Here is a 14,440-nt window from a genome sequence, read left to right on the forward strand (position 1 = left end):
ATCAGATTATCCTTACTGCTTGCGGAGGTCCACATTGTTCATCCCGCCCTAGTAATGTTCTTACTCAGCAGTATTGACAATCAACCTATTAAGCAGACCTCAGCAACGAACTATAGCGAAGAAGCATTAATTTTAAGATCAAGCTGCATACTAATATTCACGACCTCGGGAGATGTCAGATCCTTACCGCTTTGCACAAGGTTTTCCAGCTCACTTCTTAAGAGGTAAATATGATCTTCTAAAGATAAGGCAGACGAAGCTCGTTTTCTTGTTCCAAAAATCCACTCGGCCTTCTGATCCTGTTCGCGAATCCAACCGATCTTCATGTATTGCCGAAGCTGATATTCCGGAAAAGCCATTCTTCATCCCTCCCGTTTCATATCTTTAGACTCATAAAGAAAAAGATTCATATTCTATAAAATATGAATCTTTAATATGTCTAATATACCAATTTTTAGAGAAAATGAAAATGGCTAATTTTGTCGAAAGCTACAGTTTTTTGATGAAATTTCCAATTCGGTCTATTGCTTCAATCAATTGATTCACCGAAGTAGCGTAAGAACAACGGACAAATCCTTCTCCGCCCATTCCAAACACATTGCCGGGTACGGCTGCGACCTTCGCCTCAAGAATCAGGCGTTCGGCAAATTGCTCCGAGCTAAGTCCTGTTGCTTGAATGGAAGGGAAGGCATAAAACGCGCCCTGAGGCTCATGGCACTGCAGTCCGATTTCCCTAAAGCCCTGTACGACCAAACGGCGGCGCTGGTTATAGGATTCTACCATACGGTCTTTTTCCTCCATGCCGTGCTTGAGCGCCTCCAGCGCTGCGACCTGCCCCATGGAAGGAGCACACATGACCGTATATTGGTGAATTTTGAGCATGGCCGATATAAGTTCCCGGTGTCCGCAGGCATATCCCATCCGCCATCCGGTCATCGCAAACGCCTTGGAAAAACCGCTCACCAGAATCGTCCGGTCACGCATGCCAGGCAGCGAAGCAAAACTGACATGTTTTTGGTCATACGTTAATTCAGCATAAATTTCGTCGGAGATGACGATCAGATCATGCTCTTCTACAACCTTGGCTATAGGCAGCCAATCCTCGTAGGTCATGATGCCCCCGGTCGGATTGCTAGGATAGCACAAAATCAATACTTTGGAACGCGGCGTAATCGCCGCCTTAAGCGATTCCGCGGTCAGCTTGAAGCCGTCTTTGGCAAAGGTCTCGATACCGACGGGAATTCCGCCGCCAATCCGGGTAATCGGACTGTAAGATATATAACAAGGCTCCGGAATAAGAATCTCGTCTCCCGGTGTTACCAGCGCGCGCAGCGCCAAATCAATCGCTTCGCTTCCCCCTACCGTAACAAGCACCTCATCCGAAGGCTCGTATGGCACATGGAACGATTCATATAAGTATTCGGCAATGGCTTCCCGCAGCTCAGGCACGCCGGAGTTAGGCGTGTACTTGGTATTCCCGCGTTCAAGCGAATAAACGCACGCCTCTCGGACATGCCACGGTGTGCTAAAATCGGGTTCCCCTACTCCAAGAGATATAATATCCTTGCTGCCGCTCACAAGATCAAAGAATTTACGGATCCCCGATGGCGGAATTTCCCGCACAAGCGGAGCCAGGTAGCCGCTCATCGACTTCGTCTGCACCGGTTGCTGCCGGGCTTGTTTATGCTCTATCATCTTCTCAGCGTCCTTTACGGTGAGATCAAGAGACGGCGGTCATCTTCATGGTCCTCGAAGGTAATCCCGTCCTGCTTGTACTTTTTCAAAATAAAATGCGTCTTTGTCGACAATACCCGATCAATCGGGGAAAGCTTGTTGGAAACGAAGGACGCCACTTCTTTAAGCGTTTTGCCTTCAATCTCCACGAGCAAATCATAAGCGCCCGACATCAAAAAGACCGACTTTACTTCAGGATATAAATAAATGCGTTCGGCAATGGCATCAAAGCCGCGGCCGCGCTCCGGTGTAATTTGCACTTCAATGAGGGCGGTGACCTTCTCGCTGTCCACTTTTGCCCAGTTCACGACCGTGGCGTATTTCACGATCACATTCGCTTCCTCCAGCTCATGAATCGCCTCCGCCACTTCCGCCTCGGAAGCCCCGAGCATCGTTGCGATCAAGGCCGGCGTGCGGCGTGCATCTTCTTTGAGCAGCTCAATGATTTTCATTTTGAATTGTTCCATGGATGCGCCTCCTACAAAGCGTTAAAGTTACAAAAATGGTGTTCGTTCCCATACATAACGGGCGATAACCACTCTGTACCAATAAAAGATTCCGCTTCATCACGATCACTATTTTTCAACCGCTTTGAGCAGAAGCTTTTATTATTACTACATATTACACCTATCGCCCGACATTGGCAAAGTAAAAATACGAAGGCTTGACACGCCAAGTAAGCCAATGAACAAGAACGGCAAAAAACCCCCATGACAAATGGAGGCTGATCATATTCTTCTGCCGGCTTATGAACAATGAGAAAAGCTGTGAGCGGTAAGAAGCTTGCGCATGTATCCTTCAATTTCCCGGCCTTGATACCCGGGAAGCACAGTAATTTCGATGCTTTGCTCATCGGAATCCACAAGACGGCCCAAGCCGACAAGCTGACCTTGATCATAAGCGGCTATGACACGATCACTATGAGAGTACGATTCGTATGAAGAAGTTCCGCTTTGGCCTGAATATGCGGAAACGGAATGGATCAACTGCTGAACCTGAGCCTCGGCCGGAAGCTCATTATGCAGAGCGATTTTCATGAAAGGTTCCCCTCTCCAGTAAGATGTTCAATAATCAGAAGGTACGGTTTTCCGTCCCCTCATTTATTATTATACATAATAATGTATATTTATTCAACTTGTTTCAGCAAATTTTCCTCATGCCAAAAAACGGCAAAGCTTGTCCATACGGGACAATCCTGCCGTTCCTTAGCTTATTGCATTGAAATTCAAAAGATATCCATGCTTAAATACCGTTCTCCCGTATCCGGCGCGATGCACAGCACCCGTTTGCCGCGGCCGAGCTTGCGTGCCGCTTGAAGACCGGTCCATACCGCCGCTCCTGCGGACGGGCCAACCAGAATGCCTTCAAGCCTGGCCAAGTCACGGGTTGTCTGCAGTGCGTCTTCATCGGCTACCTGTACGATCTCATCGTAAACGTCCGTGTTCAGAATCGAAGGCACGAACCCCGGGCTGGTTCCAACCAGCTTATGGGGTCCGGGCTGTCCGCCCGAGAGCACCGGAGAGCCTTTAGGCTCAACGACATAGATACGGATCCCCGGAAGCTTTTCACGGAGTACTTCTCCGGTACCGGTAATCGTTCCTCCCGTGCCCGATGTGGCAACGAAGGCGTCCAGACGCCCTTCCATCTGCTCTATGATCTCCAAAGCCGTCGTTACTCTATGGATGTCCGGGTTCGCTTTATTCTCAAACTGCTGCGGGATAAAGCTGTTCGGGATTTGCGTCTGCAGCTCAAGTGCCTTCTTAATGGCCCCGGGCATGCGTTCCGCAGCCGGAGTAAGCACGACTTCCGCCCCATAAGCCTTCAGCAGATTGATCCGTTCCTTCGTCATATTGTCCGGCATAATCAAAATCGCTTTGTATCCTTTGGCCGCCGCGTTCATCGCCAGCCCGATTCCCGTATTGCCGCTTGTCGGCTCGATGATCGTAGCGCCAGGACGAATTAGCCCATCCTTCTCCGCTTGAGCGATCAAATTAAACGCCGCACGATCCTTAACACTTCCGCTCGGATTGAAATACTCAAGCTTTACGTAAAGCTCCGCATCGTCCTCGCCTACCAGTCGGTTAACCCGTACGGCCGGCGTATCCCCGATCAGATCTGTGATGCTGTCTACCATCTTTTTGCTTTTGCTCATGCTGCAGCCCTCCCATTCGTACAGAAACGTTCCGTTTCCGTACTAGCAGTCCTCTGTTTCCCCTTATTTTAGCGGGAAGGAATGTTTTGTCAAGCTTATCCCCTCTGCTTACGTACGCGCAAGCTTTAGCCTCTGCACTTTACACATCCAGTACGAGGCCGCAATCGGCGAGCTGCCAACGGCGAGCAGCAGCCAATTCATAGCCGCCGGGGACCGGGTAAACGAGACCACGATGATGAATACGGCCGTTCCCAGAAGCCTTCCGGCATTAAGCGCAAGCTCCCTCATCACGATATATTCCTCGCGCCGCTTCACGCTTTCCTCATTGCCTCCGATCAGATCGAAGACAATCGAAGTCATTGGAATAGCGTACAGCGGGTAGAACACGGCGGCTCCAATGCCAAACATCAGGAGCGTAGCATAATTGACCTTCCAGAAAAAGGGGAAAATAATCAGTACCATCATGATCGCCCCTATAAGTATAGCTTTCGACCGGTATTCCGGACGCAGCCATCTGCCCGCAATCATAAAGCTGATCAACGCCGCGGCGGAGCTCAGAAGCGAGTAATTGCCCAGCTTCATCTCACTGCCGGTATGCACAAAAACGAGCAGGGCGATCATAAAGCCGAATACGCCTTCGCGGACGCCTTGTGCCATCAACGCCAGGCCGACCATACGCCAGGCCGTATCCTTTTGCCGTAAACAGCGCCAAGTCAGGAACCATTCGTACCTGCCGGATGTTTTTCTTTTTTTCAGAAAAAAGCTGACAACCACACCGATGCAAAATACGATCAGCGATAAAGTAAAAATAAGTCGGTACCCGTTAGCCTCCTGCATCCGGACAATCAAAAACCCTGAAATCCAAGGGGCAATCATTCCGGCTCCCGACCCGAGCAGTCCTGCCGCACCGTTAAAGCGGTCGCGGCTTTCCGGATCCGTCACCTCGAAATAAACGACATTAAAAGCCAACCAGAACAATCCGGACGACAGACCCTGAACTGCGCCAAGAAGTACAAAATAATTCGCCGCCCGCCCGCCAAACCACAGCACAAGCAAATAAAACAGCGCGGCAACGGCAACTCCCGATCGCAAACAATTCATTTTATTGTGCTCTTTCACCCATTTGCCGGCCAGCCAAAACGTCAAAGCCATCGTCAAATAATGTACCAATGTAAACCAGCCAATGACCGAAAAATCATGCCTTGCCTTCCAAAGGTACACATTGACGAAGACCCCGGATAATGCGTTGGCGGCGGCAAACAATCCGTTTACAGTCAGAAGCAGCCGAGATTGTCCCGTTAATGAAGCGCTCTTTGGTTTCTCCGGTTTCTGACGGCTCCGGCCTCCCTGGCCTTCCCCGTGATCCTGACGCCGCTTGTGATGCGCCTCATTTTTGCCGCTTTTATGAGTCCAATGGTTTGGAAAATGTTTCGTTCCGGTATGCATTGATTCACCTAATCCCATGTAATGTCTTAGTTAAGCTTCCCAAAAAGACAAAAAACATGAGCGGGCCCGGCATATGGAAACCCCGGTGAAAGCAAAAACGGGAAGAGGCACTGACGCCTCTTCCCGCATCATTATGACGATGAACCTCCGCTGGAACGGAGCACCTCAATCATAGCAAGCCGATCCCCTTCAGCCAGGGAAAACTCCACCCTGAAGCAAGAAGGACAAACGTAAACCTGTGATGAAAATGTCGCTTGAAGCAGCGGCTGCTTCAAGCTCCCATGGACAAACGGCACGAACCCTTGAGGTTCTTTTTGCGTACCGGCAAACAGCATCAAGCTGTGGCATACCGCACATTCAGGAACCTCCTCCTGATTGTCCAGGACCTGCTGCACACCTTCTTCGTACTCATCCATCAGCTCCATGTCTTCCTCAGACAAATCGTAGTCGTCCTCTTCTTCCTCGTCGAATGTGATTTGCTGATCCGACGGCTTGACGGTGATATTCATGCTGCGGTAATTTCCCAGCTCATTGAAGCAATGAGGACACGTTTCTTCAGGACCGATCTCCGGATCCCAGACAATCTCGGTTTGGCACCAAGGACATAGAGTGTCATACGATTGCGGCAAACCCTTTTCCTCCCTTGTGGACATCACGCATTATTAATAAAATAGTAAACGCCCGCGCCCAAAAACACAAGCGCAAGCGCCAACAAGGTGCCCCATAAATATTTCACAGGACGTTCCTCCTTCAATTCGAACAACGATCCGGATTCCATTAGGTAACACTGGCACCCACGACGTAAGAAAGCGATATGGAAATCACCATGGATAGGAAGCCGACCGCCCGGTTATCCTGCTGAATTTGTTCGTCAATTTTAAAATAAGGTGTTAAAAATTCAAAAATAAAGTAAGCGACCAGCAGCAGCAAAAATCCGTACCCCGCCCAGATCAGCGAATGCCAAATCGTGTCATTGTTAAGTATGGCAAAACGAAATAAATTGCAAATCCCGAAAATTTTACCCCCCGTGGCCATCGCTACGGAAAGATTGCCCTTCTTGATTTCGTCCCAATCCTTGTATTTCGTTACAAGCTCGAACACAGCCAGAAAAACGATTAATGCCAGCACAGCGACAGAAAAAATCGCCAGCGTTTCCACGTACGGATTGCCCATCATACGGTCCACCTCTTCATTCATCATGGTCGATTCTCCCCGCCTTTCGCCTTTGGAGCACGAAGACAACAATCGAAGAGACTGAAAGTAGAGCCTTTCAGTCTCCGCAACGGCTTATAAAGCTGTTTATTCCGCTTGCTTTCTCGCTGCCAGCTTCGCCTTCAGCGCAGCCAATTCATCGTCTACGCCGTCGTTTTTGCCAAGAGCGGCGAATTCATCATCCAGACTCTTTCCTTTGGAGTTCAGCTCACCGCTGGCTTCGGCCTCCGCTTCAAGCTGAAGCACCTTTTCGTTCATCCGGTCAAATCCCTTGGAGGCGTTATCCTTTCCGAATCCCGACATCGCCTGGTTAATCTGCTTCTGCGCTTTGGCCGCTTCCGCCCGGGCAACAAGAATATCCTTCTTGTTTTTCATCTTGCCGAATTCATCCTTCATCTCGGCAAGCTGGCCGCGCAGACGATCGGCATTGGCTTTGGCCGTTTCGAACTGCCCCTTCATTTCATCATGGCGCTGCTGATGCTCTTTCTTATCCTGAAGCGCACGGCGGGCCAGATCCTCATTACCGGCCTCCAAGGCCTTAAGCGCCTGCTCTTCCCGCTTTTGAACCATCTCAAGCGCTTCTTCGACCTGCTGTTTAAATTTCTTCTCAATGGCAATCTGCTTCGCAACGGCGATTTCCGCCTCTCGAATGTCCTCTTCCATATCGCGCAGAAATTGATTGAGCATTTTGACCGGGTCTTCCGCCTTGTCGAGCAAATCGTTAATCGAAGCCATCGTCAAATCACGCAGTCTCTTAAAAACCCCCATATCGGAGCCCTCCTGAATACGTATAAGAATTTATATTTGCAGCCTGCAGAGCTTGTGGAACATCGATGTTTACACTCTTATATACGACAATATTTTCCCGGAGTTTCAAAAGTGATGAAAAAATTCAAAATAATTTCAGCCGGAGAGCCGGCCTGCAAAGACGTTACTTCAGCTCCGCCACCGTCACCCCGGCGCCGCCTTCATTATAGGCGCCCATCCGGTAGCTTTTTACATGCTTGTGCTTGCGCAAAAACTCCTGAATGCCCGATCGCAGTACACCGGTCCCTTTACCGTGAATGATATACACCTGCCCAAAATTAGCCAAATAGGATTCGTCCAGAAACCGGTCTACCTCGATGATCGCTTCCTCCACATTGGCTCCCCGCAAATCAAGCTCCATCTTTGCGTTTTCATCCCGGGTCCGCTTCAAGCTGGAAGTCGCCTTCGGAGGAGCTTTAGGCTGTGCGGAAGCCTGCTTCACAAGCTGCAAGTCGGATTGCTTTACCTTCATTTTGAGAATACCAAGCTGTACATTGGCTTCCTGAGCATTCACGATGTCCACTACATGGCCTCTTTGACCCAGGCTTGTTACAATGACCTCATCACCCGGACCGATTTGCTCCGTTTTTTTCTTCGGCGCCTTAGCCGCTTGCTTGGCCTTCAGCTCCGGCGCAGCATTGTTCAGACGGCGCTTGAGCTCGCTCAGCTTATGATCCTTAACGCCGCTTCCCTCTTCCCGCTGCAATCTGCGCAGCTCAGAAATGACTTCGTCCGCCTCGCGGCGCGCTTTGGCCAACGCCTCCTGCGCTTCCTGCTCGGCCCGTTCAAACAGCTTATCGCGCTGCTCCTCGAAGCGCCTCCGCTCGCCGGCCAGCTGGTCTTTGAGCGTTTCCACCTCGCGGCGAAGCTGTTCGGCCGTCGTCCGTTCGGCCTCAGCCTGCAGCCGGTTCTCTTCGAGCGTAGCGATCATCGATTCGACACGCTGATCCTCCTCGCCAACCTGCCCCCGGGCATGATCGATAATCTGCTTGGCTAAACCGAGCCGTTCGGCGATGGCAAAAGCATTGCTTCGTCCCGGTACTCCTACCAAAAGCCGGTAGGTCGGCCTCAACGTCTGTACGTCGAATTCCATGCTCGCATTGATGACTCCCTGACGATCGAAGGCATATGCTTTCAGCTCGCTGTAATGGGTCGTAGCTATGATACGGCAGCCCATCCGGTGAATATAGTCCAGAATGGATATCGCCAGCGCCGAGCCTTCAGCCGGATCCGTACCGGCGCCAAGCTCATCGAGCAGTACCAGACTTTTGGGCGTCATTTCCTTCAAGATGCGAATGATATTGGTCATGTGGCTCGAGAAGGTGCTCAAATTTTGTTCGATGCTCTGCTCATCGCCGATATCCGCAAAAATCGCATCAAAGACACAAAGCTGGCTTCCTTCCTCGGCCGGCACGAACAATCCGGCCATGGCCATAAGCGACAGAAGGCCGATTGTCTTAAGCGAGACGGTCTTGCCCCCCGTGTTCGGACCCGTAACGATGATAGCCGAATAGCGGTTGCCCAGCTCCACATCGATCGGTACGACGCTGTCCGGTGAAATCAACGGATGACGGCCGCGCTTTAACTTGATGAAGCCGCGATCGTTTAACACCGGCCGCGTCGCTTTCATCTCACGGGCAAGTCCGGCTTTGGCAAAGATGAAATCCAGCTCCGTCAATACCTCTACATTGACCAAAAGCGGATCAGCCGCTTCAGCGACAAGGGCTGAAAGCATGCGCAAAATTTTCTCCACTTCCGCTTCTTCCTTCAGCTTCAGCTCCCGCACGCGATTGTTCATCTGCACCACCGCTTCAGGCTCGATAAACAAGGTTGCCCCCGATGCGGACTGATCGTGAATCATCCCGCCGAAGTGGCCGCGATACTCCTGTTTAACCGGAATCACATAGCGGTCGTTTCGCATCGTAACCAGATTTTCCTGAAGCATCTTCTGGATCGACGGCGTTCGTACCATCTGCTCGAGGCGCTCACGGGCTTTCGATTCACTGCTGCGCAGCTCTTGACGTATCCGTGCAAGCTCGGGACTCGCGGTATCCACGACATGCGCATTTTCATCGATGCACTCTCGAATCCGGTCCTCCATCGCTTTATGATCGGCTATCGGTTCCATCTGCTCGATCAGCATCGGAATTGCATAGTCCTCATGCAGTGCTTCCAGAAACTTCTTCAGCCGTCTTGCACCCTGGCTTGTTAGCTGGATATCCAGCAGCTCCGCGGGATTTAACATACCGCCGATACGGGCGCGGTGAATGCCGGCACGGATATCGCGTATACCACCAAATGGAGCCCCGCCCTTAAGACGATCCACATTTACGGCTTCGTCGGTAGCCTGCAGCCTGCGCTTAACCTCGGAAAAAAGCCCGCTCGGCTCAAGCGCGAGAACGCGCTCCTGTCCCAAAGACGTAGACGCATGCTGCGCACAACGCTGAAGCACGGAATGAAAATCGAGCGTGGACAATATTTTTTGATTGTATGATAAGTTTGTTTTCATTGGAATCGCTCATAAACCTGCCTTTCTTCAGAACCAAAAAAACCATTCGTTTTTATTATATCCAAGTCGGAGCCTTAAAGCTATGGATACCCCCTAAGGATTGCCACTTATAAAGCGGTTTGTCTGCGGTAAAGCTAATTTCAAGCCCGCGAAGCGCAAGCCTCGCGACAACGTTTTGCAAAAGGAGGAATCTGCAGATGCATTTGCTTGGCCATCTCGTCAGATTTATCGTTTCCGCCATCATGCTGCTGGTGGTAAGCTGGATTGTTCCCGGATTTTCCGTAGGAGGCTTCTGGAGCGCCTTCTTTCTGGCACTGGTGATCGCTATAGCGGCCTGGGTCATCGAAGGAATATTCGGCAGAAAAATTACTCCGTTTGGACGAGGCATTGTGGGCTTCATTACGAGTGCGCTCATCATCTGGCTGGCGCAATTTATCGTAAGCGGAGTATCTACAAGCATCATCGGGGCCATTCTGGCTGCCTTGGTGATCGGAATCATCGACCTGTTCATTCCGGTCAAAACCCCGTTTGAACGCTTCGATCGCGAAGGCGCCAAGTAAACAAAAGGACTGCTCCTAAGTCTGAAAATAGACAAAGGGCGGTCCTTTTATCTTTGGATGCGGTCACGATCTTTTCACATGCCTGTCACGACCTCGACACAGCCAAATGAACCGGTTATTGGTAATATATACATAAATAAAAAACGATTTTTTAACCGGGGGGAAGTACTAATAATGAAAAAGTGGATAATCGGTACGGCAGCCATTGGTCTTATATTTGCATTGTCCGCCTGCGGGGCAAAGGAACAGCCGCAAGCGTCGCAGCCTGCTGCCAGCACAAGTACGTCAGCTCAGCAATCGGCAGGAGGTACGGGTGGTTCTTCATCTTCCCAGCAAGTCCATCTGATCGCCACCAATTATGCTTTTGATCAAAAAGAGTATAAAGTGAAAAAAGGACAAGAGGTTACCTTTACGCTGGAAAACAAGCAAGGGATTCACGGGATTGCCATTAACGGACTCAACGTGAATTTGGACCATAGAAATAAAACGGCCACCGTCATCATCGATAAAGAAGGTTCTTACGATATCATTTGCTCCATTCCATGCGGCTCCGGTCATGCGGCAATGAGAGCAAAGCTGATCGTTGAAGCATAAAGCGAGAGCCAAAAAATCCTCATCCGCGCAGCAATGCCGGGTGAGGATTTTTTCGTGTGTCCGATCCGAAGATACGAACAGGAAGCTCCTTTATTCAGAAAAAGAGTGATGTAGACGGTGAGCCTTGCCAAGATCAGCCTGTGTGTCCGGCTACTTGTCCCCGCCCGTCCGAAGCTTCCAAAGCTCCTGCAGCTGATCCGTGATGACCGGTGTACGCTCCAATATATAAGGAGCAGTTACGGACTGTTTCAACAGCCGCTGTGACGTATCGTTGGGAAGCACGGTCATGACATGAACGGCGATAATGACAATGATTGCAGCTTCAATAACGCCCAGCGTCGCACCGCTTAACTGGTTGACCTGCCTGATCCCCGGCGCGGCGGAGGTCAATAAATTCAATAGACGCCCGGTTATGCTGAACGCGATTTTGACGCCAAAGAGCAGGAGAGCAAAAGCCATCGCATTGTATACGTATGTATCCAAATGCAGCTCTTGAGTAAGGAATTCGTAATTTTGGTAAGTTTCTTTTCCCGAAAATGCCAGCACTCCTTGGACCCATGGCGCTATATCATCGTAAAAAGCAAATGCAATCAAGTACGCGATAAACAAGCCGACAATGGACAGAAGCTGGGCCACAAACCCGCGTGAGTAACCCAGCACGATCCCGGCGGCCAAGACCGCCAGCACTCCCCAATCCAATCCGTTCATTTGGTTTATTCCTTCTCTACAAGTTCAATCCATTCATTATATTCAATTTGCAGCTTTTCGTATTCCGATTTTAATGTCTCCAGTTCCCCGTACACCTGCTCAGCCTTCTCCTGCTGCTGTCCGTATTCGGCCTGCAGTGCTTTATGCTGCTTTTCTTGGACATTCAACTGTTCCTGCAGCTCATTGTAAAGCTCGATTTGCAGCTCCAGCTCCTCACGCTGCTCCGTAAGTTCTCGGCCCAATGTTTGAGCCAGCTCGGCCCGTGCCTCCAGCTCGGCAATTCTCGACTCCTGTTCAGCAATCCGCCGCTCCAGCATTTCCAATTCGTTCTGAGCGGAGCTCTGCCGTCCTTCGAGCGCAGCACACTGCTCTACCAGCGCCCTGCTAAGCTCTTCTGCCGCCTCGCGTTCACGGCGCAGCTCGTCAAGCTCGCTCTCCCGCTCACGAAGTTTGCGTTCCAGCTCCGATCGTTCCCCATCATGCTTTTCCGCCGTTTCCCGAGCTTGCGCTTCCTGTGAAGCGATTCGCTGCTGAAGCACATCATGCTGCCCCTGCAGTTCATCATACAGCTCCTGCTGCAGCTGCAGCTCTTCTTGCTGCTCATGCAGCTTGGCACGAAGCTCGTCGGCATAGGCCGCCTGCGCCTCACTGCGCTGCTGCCATTGGCTGCTGCCCTCCTGCAGCTGCAGATTGTATGCCTGCTGCTGCGCGAGCTGCCGCTCCAGCTCCGCCCGGCGCGCCTCCACCCCGTCGGCCGCCTGCTTCAGTTCCGTTTCACGTTCACTCAGCTTCCGCTCCAACGCTGCGATACCCGCTTCCTGCTCCGCAGCCTTCTCACGGGCGCGCTCTTGTGCCGCCGCCAGCTCCTCCGCGTACAGCTGCAGCTCCGCTTCCCGCTCGCTCAGCTTCCGCTCCAACGCTGCGATACCCGTTTCCTGCTCTGCAGCCTTCTCACGGGCGCGCTCTTGTGCCGCCGCCAGCTCCTCCGCGTACAGCTGCAGCTCCGCTTCCCGCTCGCTCAGCTTCCGCTCCAACGCCGCGATACCCGCTTCCTGCTCCGCAGCCTTCTCACGGGCGCGCTCTTGTGCCGCCGCCAGCTCCTCCGCGTACAGCTGCAGCTCCGCTTCCCGCTCGCTCAGCTTCCGCTCCAACGCCGCGATGCCCGCTTCCTGCTCCGCAGCCTTCTCACGGGCGCGCTCCTGTGCCGCCGCCAGCTCCTCCGCGTATAGCTGCAGCTCTGCTTCCCGCTCGCTCAGCTTCCGCTCCAGCTCCGCTATGCTTGCTTCCTGGGCCGCAGCTTTCTCGCGGTCACGCTCCAGCACTGCCGCCAGCTCCTCGGCGTGCCGCTTCTCTTGTTCCGCCAGCTGCCGCTGGAGCTCCGCCTCTCGTTCATGGCTTCGGTCCCGCAGTCCTTCAAGCTCGGCCTCCAGCTCGCGGTACAGCTCCTCCTGCAGTCCGAGCTCTTCTTGCTTCTCCTGGTGCTCGCGCCGCAGCGCCTCAAGCTCCGAACGAAGCCCCTCGCCAAGCCGCTGCAGCTCCCGGCCCTTCTCCATTTGCTCTCCAAGCTGCATCTGCAGACGCTGCTTTTGCTCCATCTGCTCAGCAAGCTCCGCTTCCCGCCGCTGCGCCTGCTCGCGCTCGTCGGCCGCCTGCTGCTGCAGCTCATTGTAAAGCGCCACCTGAAGCTCAATCTCCTGCTCCCGCCCGGAAATCTGCTCTTGAAGCAAATCCAGCTGATCACTGAGCTCTGAGTACTGCCGTTCCCTTGCTTCCAGCTGCTCCGCCAGCTGTCCCCGCTCGGCTTGTACGGCCTGCAGACGCTGGTCCAGCTCGCGGCTGCGAGCCTCCTGTGCAGCGAGGCGCTGCCCCGTCTGCTTTTCTAACTCCGTCTGCTTGACGAGCTTCGCTTCCAGTGAGGTCACACGACCCTGCAGGCTTTCTCTCTCCTTGCCCTGCTCTGCCACGCGCCGTTCGAGCTCCAGCTTCGTCTGCTCCAGCTCCCTCAGCTGCTTCTCCCGCCGTTCCGCTTCCTGCGCTTGCGAATGTACACGCCCTTCAAGCTCCCGCGCTCGCCCGCCGGCTTCTGACAGCTGCCGCTCCAGCTCTCCGGTCAGCTCCAATTGACCGTTCAACCGCTCCCGGCCCTCAGCCAGTTCCGTTTCCAGCTTCTGCCGCAGCTCCTGCAGCTGGTTCAACTCCGTACGAAGGGCTGTCGCCTCCCGATCCGATTGCTCGAACGCCGATTGCTGTGCATCACGCTCCGCAGTTAAGACAGCCAACCGCTCGTTTGCGGCGGACAGCTCCTCCTGCTGCTGCGCATGAATTCCGCGGAGTTCAACCAAATCTTCCTGCGCTTTCTCAAGCTGGCGCAGCTTGCTCAGCGTATTTTCCAGCTCCTGCTGCATGCGTGTCCATTCATCAGCCATGTTCACAGCCGCCAGCACTGCGATTTTGGGCAAATCAAGCCGGGGACTGCTTCCCGCAATACGATGCATTTGATCATTGACGAGCGCGACAACGCTCTTTATATAAGAAGGACTTGACCTTGAAACCAGCTTGTATTGGGTGCCATAGATGTCTACGGTCATCCGGACTTTATCTTCACCGCTCACGTAACGCTGCTCCCCTTTCCAGAACACACAAAAAAATTCTCCGTATCCTAACATTCGATACGGAGAATCGCTTTTCCTGCTATGGTTCTCAAGCTTTTGTCGAAAA

The 14,440-nt window shown here is 52.5% G+C and carries 15 protein-coding genes; 2 read left to right on the forward strand and 13 right to left on the reverse strand.

What is annotated here, in order from left to right; translation table 11 throughout:
- Nucleotides 1–110: 110 nt before the first annotated feature.
- The 11 genes from ACZYR9_RS24450 to ACZYR9_RS24500 form a co-directional block, all read right to left on the reverse strand.
- Complete coding sequence (locus ACZYR9_RS24450; protein ID WP_488981025.1) at nt 111–359, reverse strand: aspartyl-phosphate phosphatase Spo0E family protein; 249 nt, start codon at nt 357–359, stop codon at nt 111–113.
- A 130-nt stretch (nt 360–489) separates the two neighbouring features.
- The gene (locus tag ACZYR9_RS24455; RefSeq protein WP_488981026.1) at nt 490–1,695 is read right to left on the reverse strand and encodes an aminotransferase class I/II-fold pyridoxal phosphate-dependent enzyme; all 1,206 of its coding nucleotides are present in this window, start codon (nt 1,693–1,695) and stop codon (nt 490–492) included.
- A 14-nt stretch (nt 1,696–1,709) separates the two neighbouring features.
- The gene (locus ACZYR9_RS24460) at nt 1,710–2,201 is read right to left on the reverse strand and encodes an Lrp/AsnC family transcriptional regulator (protein ID WP_488981027.1); all 492 of its coding nucleotides are present in this window, start codon (nt 2,199–2,201) and stop codon (nt 1,710–1,712) included.
- Nucleotides 2,202–2,480: 279 nt separating this feature from the next.
- Complete coding sequence (locus ACZYR9_RS24465) at nt 2,481–2,771, reverse strand: GNAT family N-acetyltransferase (protein ID WP_488981028.1); 291 nt, start codon at nt 2,769–2,771, stop codon at nt 2,481–2,483.
- A 188-nt stretch (nt 2,772–2,959) separates the two neighbouring features.
- The gene (gene cysK, locus ACZYR9_RS24470; protein ID WP_488981029.1) at nt 2,960–3,886 is read right to left on the reverse strand and encodes a cysteine synthase A; all 927 of its coding nucleotides are present in this window, start codon (nt 3,884–3,886) and stop codon (nt 2,960–2,962) included.
- 108 nt (nt 3,887–3,994) lie between these two features.
- A complete protein-coding gene (locus ACZYR9_RS24475) occupies nt 3,995–5,332 on the reverse strand; it encodes an MFS transporter (protein ID WP_488981030.1) in 1,338 nt (445 codons plus the stop codon).
- A 131-nt stretch (nt 5,333–5,463) separates the two neighbouring features.
- Nucleotides 5,464–5,961: a hypothetical protein gene (locus tag ACZYR9_RS24480; protein WP_488981031.1), complete on the reverse strand. Its 498-nt coding sequence runs from the start codon at nt 5,959–5,961 to the stop codon at nt 5,464–5,466.
- 23 nt (nt 5,962–5,984) lie between these two features.
- Nucleotides 5,985–6,110, reverse strand: coding sequence for a hypothetical protein (locus tag ACZYR9_RS24485; RefSeq protein WP_488981032.1), 126 nt, complete (start codon nt 6,108–6,110; stop codon nt 5,985–5,987).
- Entirely contained in the window at nt 6,110–6,529 is a 420-nt protein-coding gene (locus tag ACZYR9_RS24490) for a DUF350 domain-containing protein (RefSeq protein WP_488981054.1), read from the reverse strand. The genes ACZYR9_RS24485 and ACZYR9_RS24490 overlap by 1 nt, the downstream gene beginning before the upstream one ends.
- 102 nt (nt 6,530–6,631) lie before the next feature.
- Nucleotides 6,632–7,312 (reverse strand): PspA/IM30 family protein, encoded by a 681-nt coding sequence (locus ACZYR9_RS24495; protein ID WP_488981033.1) that lies wholly within the window; start codon nt 7,310–7,312, stop codon nt 6,632–6,634.
- Nucleotides 7,313–7,475: 163 nt separating this feature from the next.
- Nucleotides 7,476–9,860, reverse strand: a complete 2,385-nt coding sequence (locus ACZYR9_RS24500; RefSeq protein WP_488981034.1) for an endonuclease MutS2 — start codon at nt 9,858–9,860, stop codon at nt 7,476–7,478.
- Nucleotides 9,861–10,057: 197 nt separating this feature from the next.
- On the opposite strand from ACZYR9_RS24500, the gene ACZYR9_RS24505 reads away from it, so the two are divergent.
- Complete coding sequence (locus ACZYR9_RS24505; RefSeq protein WP_488981035.1) at nt 10,058–10,420, forward strand: phage holin family protein; 363 nt, start codon at nt 10,058–10,060, stop codon at nt 10,418–10,420.
- Between the two features lie 174 nt (nt 10,421–10,594).
- Complete coding sequence (locus tag ACZYR9_RS24510; protein WP_488981036.1) at nt 10,595–11,014, forward strand: cytochrome C oxidase subunit II; 420 nt, start codon at nt 10,595–10,597, stop codon at nt 11,012–11,014.
- 150 nt (nt 11,015–11,164) lie between these two features.
- On the opposite strand, the gene ACZYR9_RS24515 is transcribed toward ACZYR9_RS24510, so the two are convergent.
- Together ACZYR9_RS24515 and ACZYR9_RS24520 are read right to left on the reverse strand one after the other, a co-directional pair.
- Entirely contained in the window at nt 11,165–11,722 is a 558-nt protein-coding gene (locus tag ACZYR9_RS24515; protein WP_488981037.1) for a CvpA family protein, read from the reverse strand.
- Nucleotides 11,723–11,727: 5 nt separating this feature from the next.
- The gene (locus tag ACZYR9_RS24520) at nt 11,728–14,361 is read right to left on the reverse strand and encodes a hypothetical protein (RefSeq protein WP_488981038.1); all 2,634 of its coding nucleotides are present in this window, start codon (nt 14,359–14,361) and stop codon (nt 11,728–11,730) included.
- Between the last annotated feature and the right edge of the window lie 79 nt (nt 14,362–14,440).

The sequence above is a fragment of the Paenibacillus sp. F024 genome (assembly GCF_057814255.1).

What these genes read in the sequence shown, in the direction of transcription:
- ACZYR9_RS24455 (WP_488981026.1), bottom strand. Translation starts at nt 1,695, where the DNA reads ATGATAGAGCATAAACAAGCCCGGCAGCAACCGGTGCAGACGAAGTCG.
- ACZYR9_RS24505 (WP_488981035.1), top strand. Translation starts at nt 10,058, where the DNA reads ATGCATTTGCTTGGCCATCTCGTCAGATTTATCGTTTCCGCCATCATG.
- ACZYR9_RS24485 (WP_488981032.1), bottom strand. Translation starts at nt 6,110, where the DNA reads ATGGAATCCGGATCGTTGTTCGAATTGAAGGAGGAACGTCCTGTGAAA.
- ACZYR9_RS24475 (WP_488981030.1), bottom strand. Translation starts at nt 5,332, where the DNA reads ATGCATACCGGAACGAAACATTTTCCAAACCATTGGACTCATAAAAGC.
- ACZYR9_RS24450 (WP_488981025.1), bottom strand. Translation starts at nt 359, where the DNA reads ATGGCTTTTCCGGAATATCAGCTTCGGCAATACATGAAGATCGGTTGG.
- ACZYR9_RS24460 (WP_488981027.1), bottom strand. Translation starts at nt 2,201, where the DNA reads ATGGAACAATTCAAAATGAAAATCATTGAGCTGCTCAAAGAAGATGCA.
- cysK (WP_488981029.1), bottom strand. Translation starts at nt 3,886, where the DNA reads ATGAGCAAAAGCAAAAAGATGGTAGACAGCATCACAGATCTGATCGGG.
- ACZYR9_RS24515 (WP_488981037.1), bottom strand. Translation starts at nt 11,722, where the DNA reads ATGAACGGATTGGATTGGGGAGTGCTGGCGGTCTTGGCCGCCGGGATC.
- ACZYR9_RS24490 (WP_488981054.1), bottom strand. Translation starts at nt 6,529, where the DNA reads ATGAATGAAGAGGTGGACCGTATGATGGGCAATCCGTACGTGGAAACG.
- ACZYR9_RS24500 (WP_488981034.1), bottom strand. Translation starts at nt 9,860, where the DNA reads ATGAAAACAAACTTATCATACAATCAAAAAATATTGTCCACGCTCGAT.
- ACZYR9_RS24495 (WP_488981033.1), bottom strand. Translation starts at nt 7,312, where the DNA reads ATGGGGGTTTTTAAGAGACTGCGTGATTTGACGATGGCTTCGATTAAC.
- ACZYR9_RS24465 (WP_488981028.1), bottom strand. Translation starts at nt 2,771, where the DNA reads ATGAAAATCGCTCTGCATAATGAGCTTCCGGCCGAGGCTCAGGTTCAG.
- ACZYR9_RS24510 (WP_488981036.1), top strand. Translation starts at nt 10,595, where the DNA reads ATGAAAAAGTGGATAATCGGTACGGCAGCCATTGGTCTTATATTTGCA.